Source organism: Nocardioides sp. SLBN-35 (assembly GCF_006715725.1).
Classification (GTDB): Bacteria; Actinomycetota; Actinomycetes; order Propionibacteriales; family Nocardioidaceae; genus Nocardioides.
In genome coordinates, this window is record NZ_VFNU01000001.1 from 1,757,189 (window position 1) to 1,770,571 (window position 13,383).

General features: G+C 70.8%; 12 protein-coding genes. 11 read left to right on the top strand and 1 reads right to left on the bottom strand.

The features are described from left to right. Positions 1-32: 32 nt before the first annotated feature. Genes FBY23_RS08600 through FBY23_RS08610 form a run of 3 tightly spaced genes read left to right on the top strand, consistent with a single transcriptional unit; the run spans position 33 to position 3,414 of the window. Positions 33-1,385, top strand: a complete 1,353-nt coding sequence (locus FBY23_RS08600) for a glutamine synthetase family protein (protein WP_141797773.1) — start codon at positions 33-35, stop codon at positions 1,383-1,385. Positions 1,386-1,413: 28 nt separating this feature from the next. Next, positions 1,414-2,382, top strand: coding sequence for a PDR/VanB family oxidoreductase (locus FBY23_RS08605; protein WP_222117774.1), 969 nt, complete (start codon positions 1,414-1,416; stop codon positions 2,380-2,382). A gap of 12 nt (positions 2,383-2,394) precedes the next feature. Continuing rightward, on the top strand, positions 2,395-3,414 hold the full coding sequence (locus FBY23_RS08610; RefSeq protein WP_141797774.1) for an aromatic ring-hydroxylating dioxygenase subunit alpha: 1,020 nt from the start codon (positions 2,395-2,397) through the stop codon (positions 3,412-3,414). A 515-nt stretch (positions 3,415-3,929) separates the two neighbouring features. Here the strand turns inward: FBY23_RS08610 and FBY23_RS08615 are convergent. Next, positions 3,930-5,198, bottom strand: a complete 1,269-nt coding sequence (locus FBY23_RS08615) for a cytochrome P450 (RefSeq protein WP_260805830.1) — start codon at positions 5,196-5,198, stop codon at positions 3,930-3,932. A gap of 146 nt (positions 5,199-5,344) precedes the next feature. Here FBY23_RS08615 and FBY23_RS08620 point away from each other — a divergent pair, with 146 nt between their 5' ends. The 8 genes from FBY23_RS08620 to FBY23_RS08655 are packed head-to-tail and all read left to right on the top strand — an operon-like array spanning position 5,345 to position 13,383. Beyond that, the gene (locus FBY23_RS08620) at positions 5,345-6,166 is read left to right on the top strand and encodes an acetoacetate decarboxylase family protein (RefSeq protein WP_141797776.1); all 822 of its coding nucleotides are present in this window, start codon (positions 5,345-5,347) and stop codon (positions 6,164-6,166) included. After that, entirely contained in the window at positions 6,163-7,701 is a 1,539-nt protein-coding gene (locus FBY23_RS08625) for an aldehyde dehydrogenase (RefSeq protein ID WP_141797777.1), read from the top strand. Before FBY23_RS08620 ends, FBY23_RS08625 begins: the two co-directional genes overlap by 4 nt. After that, entirely contained in the window at positions 7,701-8,660 is a 960-nt protein-coding gene (locus FBY23_RS08630; protein WP_141797778.1) for a catechol 1,2-dioxygenase, read from the top strand. The genes FBY23_RS08625 and FBY23_RS08630 overlap by 1 nt, the downstream gene beginning before the upstream one ends. A gap of 22 nt (positions 8,661-8,682) precedes the next feature. Further along, positions 8,683-9,543 carry a fumarylacetoacetate hydrolase family protein gene (locus FBY23_RS08635; RefSeq protein WP_141797779.1) on the top strand — a complete coding sequence of 287 codons (861 nt, stop codon included), beginning with the start codon at positions 8,683-8,685 and terminating at the stop codon, positions 9,541-9,543. A 27-nt stretch (positions 9,544-9,570) separates the two neighbouring features. Further along, the gene (locus tag FBY23_RS08640) at positions 9,571-10,503 is read left to right on the top strand and encodes a TIGR03619 family F420-dependent LLM class oxidoreductase (RefSeq protein ID WP_260805831.1); all 933 of its coding nucleotides are present in this window, start codon (positions 9,571-9,573) and stop codon (positions 10,501-10,503) included. Continuing rightward, positions 10,500-11,198 (top strand): type 1 glutamine amidotransferase, encoded by a 699-nt coding sequence (locus FBY23_RS08645; protein ID WP_141797780.1) that lies wholly within the window; start codon positions 10,500-10,502, stop codon positions 11,196-11,198. The genes FBY23_RS08640 and FBY23_RS08645 overlap by 4 nt, the downstream gene beginning before the upstream one ends. Beyond that, the gene (locus tag FBY23_RS08650) at positions 11,198-12,040 is read left to right on the top strand and encodes an SDR family NAD(P)-dependent oxidoreductase (RefSeq protein WP_141797781.1); all 843 of its coding nucleotides are present in this window, start codon (positions 11,198-11,200) and stop codon (positions 12,038-12,040) included. The genes FBY23_RS08645 and FBY23_RS08650 overlap by 1 nt, the downstream gene beginning before the upstream one ends. Further along, the gene (locus tag FBY23_RS08655) at positions 12,040-13,383 is read left to right on the top strand and encodes an aldehyde dehydrogenase family protein (RefSeq protein WP_141797782.1); all 1,344 of its coding nucleotides are present in this window, start codon (positions 12,040-12,042) and stop codon (positions 13,381-13,383) included. Before FBY23_RS08650 ends, FBY23_RS08655 begins: the two co-directional genes overlap by 1 nt.

Here is a 13,383-nt window from a genome sequence, read left to right on the forward strand (position 1 = left end):
GACCTGATGAGAGAGACGAACGGAGACTGACCGTGGAGCACATCGACGAGAACGCCCTGCGCGTGGCTGCCCAGCAGTTCGCAGAGGACGGGATCGACGTCGTCCGCATCGGCTACAGCGACCTGATCGGCACCGAGCGTGGCCGGGACGTCCTGGCCAACCGGTTCGACCGGACCGTCGGCGACGGGGTCGCCTTCTGCCGCTCGGTCTACGCCACCTCGCCGATGGGCGATGTCATCGACATCGCCGGCGGCCTGTCTGCGGGGCTGCCCGACATCGTCGTGGTCCCCGACCTCGCCACGGCGCGTGCGGTGCCGTGGGAGCCGGGCGTCGCCCACGTCATCGGCGACGTCTACAACCCGGACGGCTCCTCGTCCGAGGAGAGCCCGCGCCAGGTGCTCAAGCGGGTCATCGACCGGTTCGCCGAGCTGGGCATGAACCCCGTGGTCGGCCCGGAGCTCGAGTTCTACGTCCTCGAGGAGGACGAGACCAAGCCCAACGGCTGGCGCCGGTACGGCGACGCCACCGGCAACGTCTACGTGGCCGGCCTCAAGGGCGACCCGGAGAACACCCTGCTCTCCTCGCTGCGCGAGCTGTCGGCGTACGGGCTCGACGTGGTGGCGGCCAACCACGAGTTCTCGGGCGGCCAGTTCGAGATCAACCTGTGGCACTCCGACGCGCTCGACGCCGCCGACCGGGCCTTCCGGTTCAAGACGGCCGTGCAGGAGATCTCGCGGCGCCGCGGCAAGATGGCGACCTTCATGGCCAAGCCGTTCAACGACGAGGGCGGCTCCGGCTTCCACATCCACTTCAGCACCACCGACGCCGAGGGCAAGCCGCTCTTCGACGACCCGGACGGCGACGACGGGCTGTCGGAGATCGGCCGTGCGGCGATCGCCGGCGTGCTCGCCCACGCCCCGGCGCTGGCCGCGCTGCACAACCCGACGGTCAACTCCTACAAGCGGTTCGGGCCCGACACGCTCGCGCCGTGGCTGGTCGACTGGGGGCTCGACAACCGCAGTGCCATGGTCCGCATCCCGCCCGAGCGCGGTCGCGCCTCGCGGATGGAGCTACGTCTCGGCGATGCCTCCGCGAACCCCTACCTCGCCATCGCCAGCCTGCTCGCGGCGGCGTACCTCGGCATCCGCGACAAGCTGACGCCGCCGGCCAAGCTGGAGGGCTACGGCTACGACCCGACCAAGGCCGACCGGCTGCCGTCCGACCTCGCCACCGCGATCGACGCCCTCGAGGAGGACAAGGACCTGGCCGACATCCTCGGCCCGGCGTTCGTCGAGACCTTCGTGGCCTACAAGCGCAACGAGCTGGAGCGGTTCAGCCAGTGGGTGACCGACTGGGAGTTCCGGGAGTACGCCTACCACCTGTGAGGTGGGCGGCGAGAGGGGAGAGAAGCTCGTGACGACGCAACCGATCGTGCGGGAGTTCGAGGCGGACCTGACGGTGGTCGCCGCCGTCGAGGCCGCGACCGACGTGGTGACGCTGACGCTGGCCGCCGAGGACGGCACGGCACTGCCGCCGTGGACGCCCGGGGCCCACATCGACCTGGTGCTGGGGGAGGACCTGGTCCGCCAGTACTCCCTGTGCGGCAGCCCCGCCGACACCCGCTCCTACCGGGTCGGGGTGCTCCGCGCCCCCGACAGCCGGGGCGGCTCCAAGGCCGTGCACGCCGAGCTGCACGAGGGCGCCACCGTCCGGGTGCGCGGCCCGCGCAACCACTTCCCGATGGTCGCCTCCCCGCGCTACCTGTTCATCGCCGGCGGCATCGGGATCACGCCGATGCTGCCGATGATCGCCGAGGCCGAGGCCTCCGGCGCCGACTGGCGCCTGGTCTACGGCGGCCGGTCACGCTCGTCGATGGCGTTCCTCGACGAGCTGGCGGCGTACGGCGACAAGGTGACCCTCCTCCCGCAGGACGAGGCGGGCTTCCCCGACCTCGACGCGCTGCTCGGGGCGCCGGCGCCGGGCACGCTGGTCTACACCTGCGGCCCGACCGGACTGCTCGACGCGGTCGAGGAGCGGTGCGCCGCCTCCTGGCCGGCCGGCAGCCTCCACCTGGAGCGCTTCTCGGCCAAGGCGCCCGCCGCCGACGAGCAGGACTCGGCCTTCGAGCTGGTCCTCCAGCGCTCCGGTCTCACCCTCGAGGTGCCCGCCGACAAGTCGATCTTCGAGGTCTGCCGCGAGGCCGGTGTCAGCGTCGTCGGCTCCTGCCTCGAGGGCGTCTGCGGCACCTGCGAGACCGAGGTGGTCGAGGGCGACGTCGAGCACCGCGACTCCATCCTCAACGAGGAGGAGAAGGAGTCCAACGAGTTCATGATGATCTGCGTCTCCCGCTGCCGCGGCGAGAGCCTGACGCTCGACCTCTGACGGGAGCCTGAGATGAGAGACCGCAGCACCGGTTACCCGCGCAACGCCTGGTACGCCCTCGCCGCGTCCGGCGAGGTCGGCGAGGCGCCCTTCGGGACCCGCGCGCTCGACACGCCCGTCGTCCTGTTCCGGGTGTCCGACGGCAGCGTCGTCGCCCTCGGCGACCGCGACGCCCACCGCCCCTACCCGCTCAGCCTCGGCCACGTCGACGGCGACACGATCGTGTCCGGCTACTCCGGCTTCGCCTACGACCGCACCGGCGCCTGCGTCCGGGTCCCCTCCCAGGCCCAGGTGCCCTACGGCGCCCGGGTGCCGTCGTACCCGGTCGTCGAGGAGGGCGACCTCGTCTGGGTCTGGCTCGGCGAGCCCTCCCTGGCCTCGCTGCGCTCGCCGGTCTCCACGCCGTGGCTCACCGATGCCGCGTGGGAGACCTTCGGCGGCGCGTGGGAGACCGCGGCCGGCGTCGGCCTGCTGCACGACAACTTCGCCGACATCACCCACGTCGCCGTCGTCGACCCGGTCATCTCGCCGCCCGCGCTGACCGGCGTCGCCCCCGCCCTCGAGGTGGAGCTCACCGAGACCACCGTCCACTTCCACCGCGACTGGCCCGCCGCGCCCCTGCCCGAGTGGCAGGCCAAGATCTCCGGCGCGTCCACCACGGCGTCGTACCCGCAGCGCGAGGAGGGAGCCTTCCTCGCCCCCGGCCTGTGGGCCGACCGCTGGGACGTGCTGCTGCCGGCCGAGGAGGGCGGCACCCAGACCTTCCGGTTCACCCACGCCGTCACCCCCGTCGACGAGCGCCACACCCGCCACCTGTGGCGGGTGAGCCGCAACTTCGCACCCGGGGCCGAGGCCTCCGAGATGCTGCGGCCGATCTTCGAGTCGTACTACCTCAAGGTGCGCGAGATCCTCGAGACGATGCAGCAGGTCATCGACCGCGACGGGTACGGCGAGGACGTCAACGTCGCCGCCGACCTGGCCGCCCTGCAGGTGCGCAAGATCCTGCGGCGGTTGGTGGCTGACGAGGGCTGAGGCCCCTTGTAACTAAGTGTTACGTCGCGCATTTCGGTGCGACAGCGCCCGGGTAGTGGCCAGAGCGCCCGGGTAGTCGCGCCGGCGTCCCGCTGGTCCGCTCGGTTCGGCCGTGCCCTTGTGCGCAGGCAACTACCTCGGTGCTGTGGCTACTACCCGGGCGCTGTGGTGGGGCAATTCACGACGTAACACTTAGTTACAAGTGAGGACGGGCGTGGGGCGCTGGCCCCACGGCCGGCGGACCTCACCGGCGTCGATCGGATCAGCCGGCTTCATCCGATCCGCGCCGATCCCGTGTAACACGTTGTTCGCCGGACCACTCGCCACCTCTCAGCAGAATCCGGCTCGAGCGGGCCCGGTTCGCTGACAAACCGACGGGTAGTCGCGTGGACGGCGTGTTACTTGCGCTCGCACGGCCCCACGCTGCCGGAGAGGCACCGAGGCACCGAGGCCCCGCCACCCGGTCGGGGCGGCGGGGCCTCGGTCCGTCTCGCAGGGAGCGGGGGAGCTGGTCGTCAGTCCTTGGTGGTGACCTTGACCGGCAGCGTCTTGATGCCGTTGACGAAGTTGCTGCGCACCCGGCGGACATCGCCGTTCAGCTCGATCGACGCGAGCCGGGGGATCAGCTCCTCGAACATCAGCCGGATCTCCATGCGGGCCAGGTTGTTGCCCATGCACAGGTGGGGGCTGCCCTTGCCGAAGGTGACGTGGTCGATGTTCTTGCGGGTGACGTCGAAGTCGTAGGGGTTCTCGAAGACGTCCTCGTCGCGGTTGCCGGAGGCGAACCACATGACGACCTTGTCGCCCTCCTTGATCTCCTGGCCGCCCAGCTCGACGTCGCGGGTGGCGGTACGACGGAAGTGGTAGACGGGGGAGGCCCAGCGCAGGAACTCCTCGACGGCGTCGGGGATGAGCGACGGGTCGGCCTGCAGCTTGGCGAGCTGCTCGGGGTGCTCGATCAGGGCGAGCATCGAGTGGGTGATCGTGTGGCGGGTGGTCTCGTTGCCGGCGACGACGAGGAGCAGGAAGTACGAGTCGTACTCCGAGGCCGACATGGCCTGGCCGTCCTCGGGGATCTTGTTGACCAGCTGGCTGACCAGGTCGGTCCCTTCTCCACCGCGCCGCCCGGCGGCGAGCTCGCGGCCGTAGTCGAAGACCTCCTGGGAGACGGGGGAGCGGAACGGCAGGTGCTTGTACTGCTCGCTCTCCGCGTCGGAGATCAGGATCTTGGCGTGCTCGGGGTCGGAGAAGCCGATGATCTCGTTGCCCCAGTCGATGAGCTGGCCGGTCTTCTCCTGGGGTACGTCGAGCAGCCGGGCCAGCACCTGGATCGGGAAGTCCGCGCTGACGTCCTCGACGAAGTCGAACTCGCCCTTGGCCAGCGCCGCGTCGACGGTGGCGCGGGTGATGTCGCGCAGCAGGTCCTCGTAGTTGCGCATCAGGTTGGGGCGGCTGAACTCGCGCGAGATGAGCTTGCGCAGGGCGCGGTGCCGCAGGCCGTCCATCTCGAGGATGGAGCGGCGGGCCTCCTGCAGCTCGGGCTCGACCTCCTCGAGGTTCACGAAGTTGGTCGACGTGAACGTCTCCGGGTCCTTGTCGACCTCGCAGATGTCGGCGTGCTTGGTGACGGCCCAGAAGCCGTGGCCACCGTCGGTCTCGCGCTGCCAGAACACCGGGGCCTCCGCGCGGAGGGTGTCGAGCATGCCCCAGGCCTCGGGGCCGGCGAAGCGGTCGAGGTCGACCAGGTCGACCTGGTCCAGCGGGACGTACGGCGGCTTGTCCACGGCGAATCTCCATCCGTTCAGGTAGATCGTTTGGATCCGAACAATATCCTCCGAAAATCTCCCGCGCAAGGGTGGTCTTTCGTCTTCGGGGTGGCTATCGTACGGATCCGAACGACCTGCACATCCTCGACCGGAGCTGAGGCCCGATGAACGACATGAAGGGGTTCTTCTTCCCCCGCACCGCGACCGGCCAGTCATCGCTGATCCCGTCGCCGCCGTGGTACTACTCCGGCGACCTGCTGACGGTGGAGTACCGCACGGACCCGGCCCGCGTCGCCGAGCTGCTGCCGGCTCCGCTCGAGCTCGCCCCGGAGGACCCGGGCGCCGTCGCGCTGATCTGGGCCGACTGGCAGTCCTGCTCCGGCACCCGCGAGGAGCTGCTCGACCCGGTGCGCTCGCAGTACAAGGAGGCGTTCGTCGTCGTCCGCTGCGCCTACGAGGGCGTGACCTACTCCCGCTGCGTCTACATCTGGGTCGACAAGGACTTCGCGATCGCCCGCGGCATGCACCAGGGCTATCCCAAGAAGCTCGGCTCGATGTGGCAGACCCGGCCGCACCCCTTCGCCCACGCCGCCCCACAGGTCGCCCCCGGCGGCGTCTTCGGTGCGACCCTCGCCGCCGGCGACCGCCGCCTCGCGCAGGCCGTGCTGACCCTCACCGACGAGTCGCCCACCAACGGCTTCGTCAACGGCCACCCGATGGCCCACCACCGCGTCTACCCGGGCATCGCCAAGGGCGCCCCGGACGCGTACGCCGAGCTCATCGCCTCGGGCTCCAGCTCCTTCGAGGCCGGCCCGGCGTACTCCGGCGACGTCGAGCTCGAGCTGTTCGAGTCCCCGACCGAGGAGCTGCACCGCCTCGAGGTGCAGGAGGTCATCGGCGGCTACTACCGCCAGGTCGGCGTCGTCTGGGACGGCGGCAGGACCCTGGCCACGAACTCCGACGGCACCTGGGAGGCAGCGCGATGACCGAGACCACCGACTTCCTGGTCGACGTCGACGGCGTCCAGGTCGACACCCGCCACTGGATCGGTGGCGAGCGGGTTGCCTCCGCCTCCACGTTCACCGACATCTCGCCGATCGACGAGCAGCCGATCGCCGAGGTCGCAGCCGGTACGTCGGCCGAGGTCGACGCCGCCGTCGCCGCCGCGCGGGCGGCCTTCCCCGCCTGGGCGGCGCTGCCCGTCGCAGAGCGCAGCGCGATCCTGCGCCGCGTCGCCGAGGGCGTCGAGGCCCGGGTCGAGGACCTGTCCCGGGTCGAGACGCGCGACAACGGCTCGCTGATCCGCAGCCACCGCCGCGGCGTGATGCCGCGCGTGGCCATGAACTTCCGGGCCTTCGCGGACTTCGCGGAGAACGAGCTCGGCCACCCCGACATGGAGGTCCCCGGCCGCGGCCACCGCGAGCGGGTCACCTACGACCCCGCCGGCGTCGTCGCGATCATCACGCCCTGGAACGCGCCGCTGATGCTCGCCACCTGGCGGATCGGCCCCGCGCTGGCCGCGGGCAACACCGTCGTGGTCAAGCCGCCGGAGTGGGCGCCGCTCACCGCGAGCCTGCTGGCCGACATCATGCACGAGGCCGGCGTGCCCGCCGGTGTCTTCAACGTGGTCCAGGGCACCGGCGCCGAGGCCGGCGCGCCGCTGACCGCGCACCCCGGCATCAACCGGCTCGCGTTCACCGGCTCGGTTCCCACCGCCGGCGTGATCGCCAAGGCCGCGGCGACCAACATCGTGCCGCTGTCCTACGAGCTCGGTGGCAAGTCGCCCCTCCTCGTCTTCGAGGACGCCGACCTCGACCTCGCCGTCGAGATCGCGGTCGAGCAGTTCGACAACGCCGGCCAGGTCTGCCTCAAGGCCGCCCGGATGTACGTCCACTCCTCGCTGGCCGAGGAGTTCACCCAGCGGGTCGTCGAGGGTGCCGCCAAGCTCAACCAGGGCGACCCCCGCGACGAGGGCACCGACGTGTCCGCGCTGATCTCGCGCCGACACTTCGAGCAGATCTCCGGCTTCGTCGAGCGGGCCCTCGCCGACGGCGCCGAGCCGCTGCTCGGCGGCGGTCCCAACGACGAGCTCGGCGGCCTCTACTTCCGTCCGACCATTCTGGTCGGCGCGAAGAAGGACTCCGAGATCATGACCGAGGAGGTCTTCGGGCCGGTCGTCACGATCAGCACCTTCGAGACCGAGGAGGAGGCCGTCACGATGGCCAACGACACCCCCTTCGGCCTCGCCGCGACGATCGTCACCGGCGACCGTGACCGCGCGGAGCGGGTCTCCGCGGCCCTCGACGCCGGCACCGTCTGGGTCAACTGCTTCTTCGTGCGCGACCTCAACGCCCCGTTCGGCGGCAACGGCAAGTCGGGCATCGGACGCGAGGGCGGGATCTGGTCGTTCGACTTCTACACCGACATCAAGAACAGCGTCTTCTCGCCGACCGGCTGGACGACTCCGGAGGTCGAGGAGGTTGCGCAGCAACCGTCACGAGACCAGGGAGGGGATTCCTGATGGGTGAGGTCGTCGGCGCGGGACTGATCGCGCACGTCCCCACGATCGTGCTGCCGGAGGCGATCCGGCGCGAGCTCAACAACGGCGAGGACACCACGCTGGTCTCCGGCCTGCAGCAGCTGCGCCGCGAGGTCTTCGACGTCCTCGACTACGACACCGTCGTGGTCCTCGACTCGCACTGGGCGACCACCGTCGAGTGGGTCGTCACCGCCCAGGACCGCCGCAGCGGGCTGTTCACCTCCGAGGAGCTGCCCCGGGGCATGGAGCGGCGCCACTACGACTTCGCCGGCGACCCCGAGCTCGCGCACCTGATCGCGAGCAAGGCTGCCGAGAACTCCACGTGGATCACCGCGATCGACGACCACAGCCTGCCGATCTTCTACGCCACCACCAATGTGTGGGAGTACCTCGGCCAGGGCCTGCCCGAGAAGAAGTGGATCTCGATCGGCGTGTGCCAGACCGCCGACGGCGAGGACGCACTGCGGCTGGGTCGCGCCCTCGGCGCGGCCATCGCCGAGTCCGACCGCAAGGTCCTGCTCATCGCGTCCGGCGCCATGTCCCACACCTTCTGGGGTCTGCGCCAGCTGCGTGACCACGAGGCGTCAGGCGTCGAGCACCTCTTCACGCCGGAGGCCGCGGCCGCCGATGCCGAGCGGATCGACTGGTTCAAGAACGGCGACCACGCCCGCGTGCTCGACACGATGGACGAGTTCTACCGGTTCAAGCCCGAGGCCCGCTTCCAGCACTACCTGATGATGATCGGCGCTCTCGGCGAGGGCGACTGCACCGCGCCCGGTCGCCAGTACGGCGAGTACGAGAACTCCATCGGCACCGGCCAGGTCCACCTCTGGTTCGACCGTCCCGAGGGCGGCTTCCCCGCCGCCCGCACCACTCCCACCGACCCCGACTACGTGCGCCAGATGGGCGGCGCCGGTGCCGACGTACCGGCAGCCGGCTGAGCCGACCGAGAGGAACCCTGAGATGACCACCGAGTACCGCCGGATCCTCCTCGACGGCAACGCCGTCGACGTACGCCGCGACGGCGAGACCCTCGTCGCCGGCGACGGCCGCACCGTCGCCATCGCCGACGCCACCCACCTCCCGCCGGTGACGCCGAGCAAGATCGTCTGCGTCCACCTCAACTACTCCTCGCGCGTGGAGGAGATGATGACCAAGCTGCCGCCCGCGCCGACGTACTTCCACAAGCCGGTCTCCGCGCTCAACGCGCACGAGTCGGCCGTCGTGCGCCCGCAGGGCTGCAAGTGGCTCAACTACGAGGGCGAGATCGCGATCATCATCGGCAAGACCGCGCGCAACATCTCGCCCGAGGAGGCCGGCGACTACATCCGCGGCTACTCCATCGGCAACGACTACGGCCTGCACGACTTCCGCGACACCGACTCCGGCTCGATGCTGCGGGTCAAGGGCGCCGACACGCTGTGCCCGGTCGGCCCCGGCATCGTCGAGGGCTGGGACTTCCACGACAAGCGGATCCGCACGATCGTCAACGGTGAGGTGCGCCAGGACGGCAACACCAACGAGATGAAGTGGGACATGCACTACCTCGTCGCCGACATCGCGCGCACCATCACGCTGCAGCCCGGCGACATCCTGATGTCCGGCACCCCGGCGATCTCGCGCACCGTCTACCCCGGCGACGTCGTCGAGGTCGAGGTCGAGGGCCTCGGCACCCTTCGCAACCACATCGTCGAGGGCCCGACCCCGATCCGCAGCGACGTCGGCGCGCAGCCGACCGAGAGCGAGGAGGTCCTCTCGACCGCCAAGGGTGGCGACTGGGAGTTCCGCGGCATCCGCAAGCCCGACCTCTCGAACACCCACTGAGCCTGCGCCGCTCTGGAAGGACGTGCCGTGCCCGCACCTCGCATGCTGATGATCCTCAGCGAGAACTGGACCCTCACCGACGGTCGCAACCTGAACGACCTGGTCACCTGGTCCCGGATCGCGGAGGACACCGGCTTCGACTCGGTGATGATCTCCGAGCACGTCGTCCTCGGCCGCGACGCCAGCGACAAGGGCGTGATGGGCAACCCGCGTGACTACGCGGCGCCCGGCAACCAGGACCCGATGATGCCCTGGCCCAACTCGCTGATGCTGTTCTCGGCGATCGCCTCGGTCACCGAGCGGATCCGGCTGGTCGGTGCGGCGGTGCTCGCGCCGCTGCGTCACCCGCTGATGCTGGCCCGCGAGCTCGGCACCCTCGACCTGATCTCGGAGGGACGCCTGGTCGTGCAGCCGAGCGTGAGCTGGAGCAAGGACGAGTACGCCGCGCTCGGCGTACCGTTCCGCGAGCGCGGCAGGATCCTCAGCGAGCAGCTCGAGGTGATGAGGCTCGTCTTCGGGCAGTCTCCGGCCACCCACCACGGCGAGTACTTCGACTTCGAGGACATCTACCTCGAGCCGAAGGCGTTCCGGCCCGAGGGGCCGCGGATGTGGTTCGGCGGCCAGAAGGCGCACGGCGCGGTCGTCGAGCGGATCGTGAAGTACGGCCACGGCTTCCACCCGTTCGGCCGCCCCACGGCCGAGGACCTGCAGGTCATCAAGGACGCGATGGCCGAGGCCGGCCGCGACATGGCGGAGCTGGAGATGGTCGGGGGAGTGCGCTACTCCTTCCCCGACGACCGCTCGCGGGCCGACCTCGGCGCGTCGATGGACTCGATCCCCGAGCAGCTCGAGCAGGGCTTCACCACCATCTGCATCAAGCCGTCGATGTACATCGACGACCAGAAGGAGATGGAGGCGTTCTGCAAGGACGTCATGAAGCGGGCCGAGGCACTGGCATGACGCGACGACTGCTGGTCATCGGCCACGACTACCTCGAGACCGCCGGTTCGATCGAGGGACGCTTCGCCGAGCGCGGCTATGCGATCGAGAGCGTCCGCGTCGTGCCGGCCGACCGGATCGACGACCCGGGCGTGGACTTCGACTTCCCCGACCCGCGGGAGTACGACGCCGTCCTGGTGCTCGGCGCACGGTGGAGCTCCTACAGCGACACGGTGGCGTCGTGGGTGAAGCCCGAGACCGAGCTGCTGCGCAGCGCTGACGAGGCCGGCGTCCCGGTGTTCGGGATCTGCTTCGGCGGCCAGATGCTCGCCCAGGCGCACGGCGGGTCGGTCGCGGCCTCCCCGGTCCCCGAGATCGGCCCCAGCGTCGTCGCCGGCGTCCCCGCCGTCGCGGGCGTGTGGACGCAGTGGCACTCCGACCGGTTCACGCCACCGCACGACGCGACGGTGGTCGGCGCCAACGGCGCGGCACCCCAGGCGTTCGTGCTCCGTCGCAACCTCGCTGTCCAGTTCCACCCCGAGGTCGACGCCGACAACGTCCAGGGCTGGCTCGACGACGGCGGTGTCGAGGATGCCCGCAGCCGTGGCTTCGACCCTGACGTCGTGATCGAGCACGTGCGCTCGCTCGACGCCGACATCCCGGCCCGCGCGGCGGCGTTGGTCGACTACTTCCTCGACGAGGTGGCGACGAGCTGATGGTCACCACCGACCGCAGGGTCGTCATCGTCACCGGCGGCGGCACCGGCATCGGCGCCGCCGTCACCCGCCTGCTCGCCGCCGGAGGGGACCAGGTGGTCATCTGCGGGCGCCGCGAGGGCCCGCTGCGCGCGGTCGCCGACGAGACCCGTGCTGATGTCGAGGCCCACGTCGTGGTCGCCGACGTCAGCGAGGCGGAGGGCGTCGCCCGGGTCGTCGACGACACGATCGCCGCCTTCGGCCGGCTCGACGGGCTCGTGATCAACCACGGGATCATCCACGTCGGCCGGGTCGACGAGGTCACCCCCGAGCAGTGGGACGACACCCTCCGGGTCAACCTCACCTCGCCGTTCCTGCTCGTCCGGGCCGCGCTCCCGCACCTGCTCGCCGCGCGCGGCGCGGTCGTCGCCGTCTCCTCGGTCGCCGCGCTGCGCGCCAGCGACGGGATGGCGGCGTACTCCGCCAGCAAGGCTGGCCTGCTCCTGCTCACCCAGTCCCTCGCCGTCGACCACGGCCGCGACGGGCTGCGTGCCAACGCGATCTGCCCCGGCTGGACCGCCACCGAGATGGGCGACATGGAGATGGCCGAGCTGGGTGCCGAGCGGGGGATCTCCCGCGACGACGCCTACCGGCTCGCCACGGCCGTCGTCCCCCAGCGCCGGGCCGCCCACCCCGACGAGATCGCGGCGTCCGTCGGCTGGCTGCTGTCCGACGCGGCGTCGTACGTCAACGGCGTGGTGCTGCCCGTCGACGGTGGCTCCTGCATCGTCGATCCCGGCACCCTCGCCCTCGACCCCCGCGTGTCCGTCGATCTCTCCTCCCCTCGCCACCAGGAGTCCTGATGAGCAAGTACGCCGTCCGCAACCCCGCCACCGGCGAGGTTCTCGAGACCTTCCCGACCGCCACTGACGCGGAGGTCACCGCGGCGGTCGCCGCAGCGGCCGCCGCCCACGAGACCTGGGGCCGGGAGACCTCGGTGGCCGAGCGCGCCGCCGCGATCGCGCGGGTCGCCGAGCTGCACCGCGAGCGCGCCGACGAGCTCGCGGAGGCGATCAACCTCGAGATGGGCAAGGCGCTCGGCGCCGCCAAGGGCGAGGTGCTCTTCTCCGCCGACATCTACCAGTACTACGCCGACCGTGCCGAGACCCTGCTCGCCGACCAGCCGATCGAGCTGCTCAGCGGTGAGGGCCACGCGCTCATCCGCCGCCAGTCGGTCGGTGCGCTGCTCGGGATCATGCCGTGGAACTACCCGGTCTACCAGGTGGCCCGCTTCGCCGCGCCCAACCTTCTGCTCGGCAACACCATCGTCCTCAAGCACGCCGCCCAGTGCCCGCGCTCGGCCGCGCTGCAGGCGCAGATCTTCGTCGACGCCGGGCTGCCCGAGGGTGCCTACGTCAACATCTACGCCACCAGCGACCAGATCGCCGAGGTGATCGCCGACCCGCGCATCCACGGCGTCTCGCTGACCGGCTCCGAGCGCGCCGGCTCGATCATCGGCGAGCTGGCCGGACGGCACCTGAAGAAGTGCGTCCTCGAGCTCGGCGGCGCCGACCCGTTCGTGCTGCTCTCGACCGACGACCTCGAGAGCGCCGTCGACGACGCCCTCTCGGCCCGCACCGGCAACGTCGGCCAGGCCTGCAACGGCGCCAAGCGGTTCGTCGTCGTCGACGAGCTGTACGACGCCTTCGTCGGCCTGCTCAACGACAAGATCGCCACCGCCGGCAACGGCGCCCCGCTCTCCTCGGTCGGTGCCGCCGAGGAGCTCGCCGGCCAGGTCGCGGCGGCGGTCTCGGCGGGCGCGAGCCTGGTCTCGGCGGGCGAGCGCGACGGCGCCTTCCACCCGGTCGGCGTCCTCACCGACGTCGCGCCCGAGAACCCGGCGTACCACCAGGAGTTCTTCGGCCCGGTCGCCATGGTCTTCCGCGCCGCCGACGAGGCGGACGCCGTACGCATCGCCAACGACACGCCCTACGGCCTCGGCTCGTACGTCTACACCACCGACCCCGAGCAGGCCGACCGCGTGGCCAGCGCGCTCGAGGTCGGCATGGTGTTCGTCAACGGCGTGGGCCTGGAGGCCGTCGAGCTGCCCTTCGGTGGCGTGCGGCTCTCCGGCTACGGCCGCGAGCTCGGCACCCTCGGCATCGACGAGTTCGTCAACAAGAAGATGATCCGCGTCGCCCGCTGA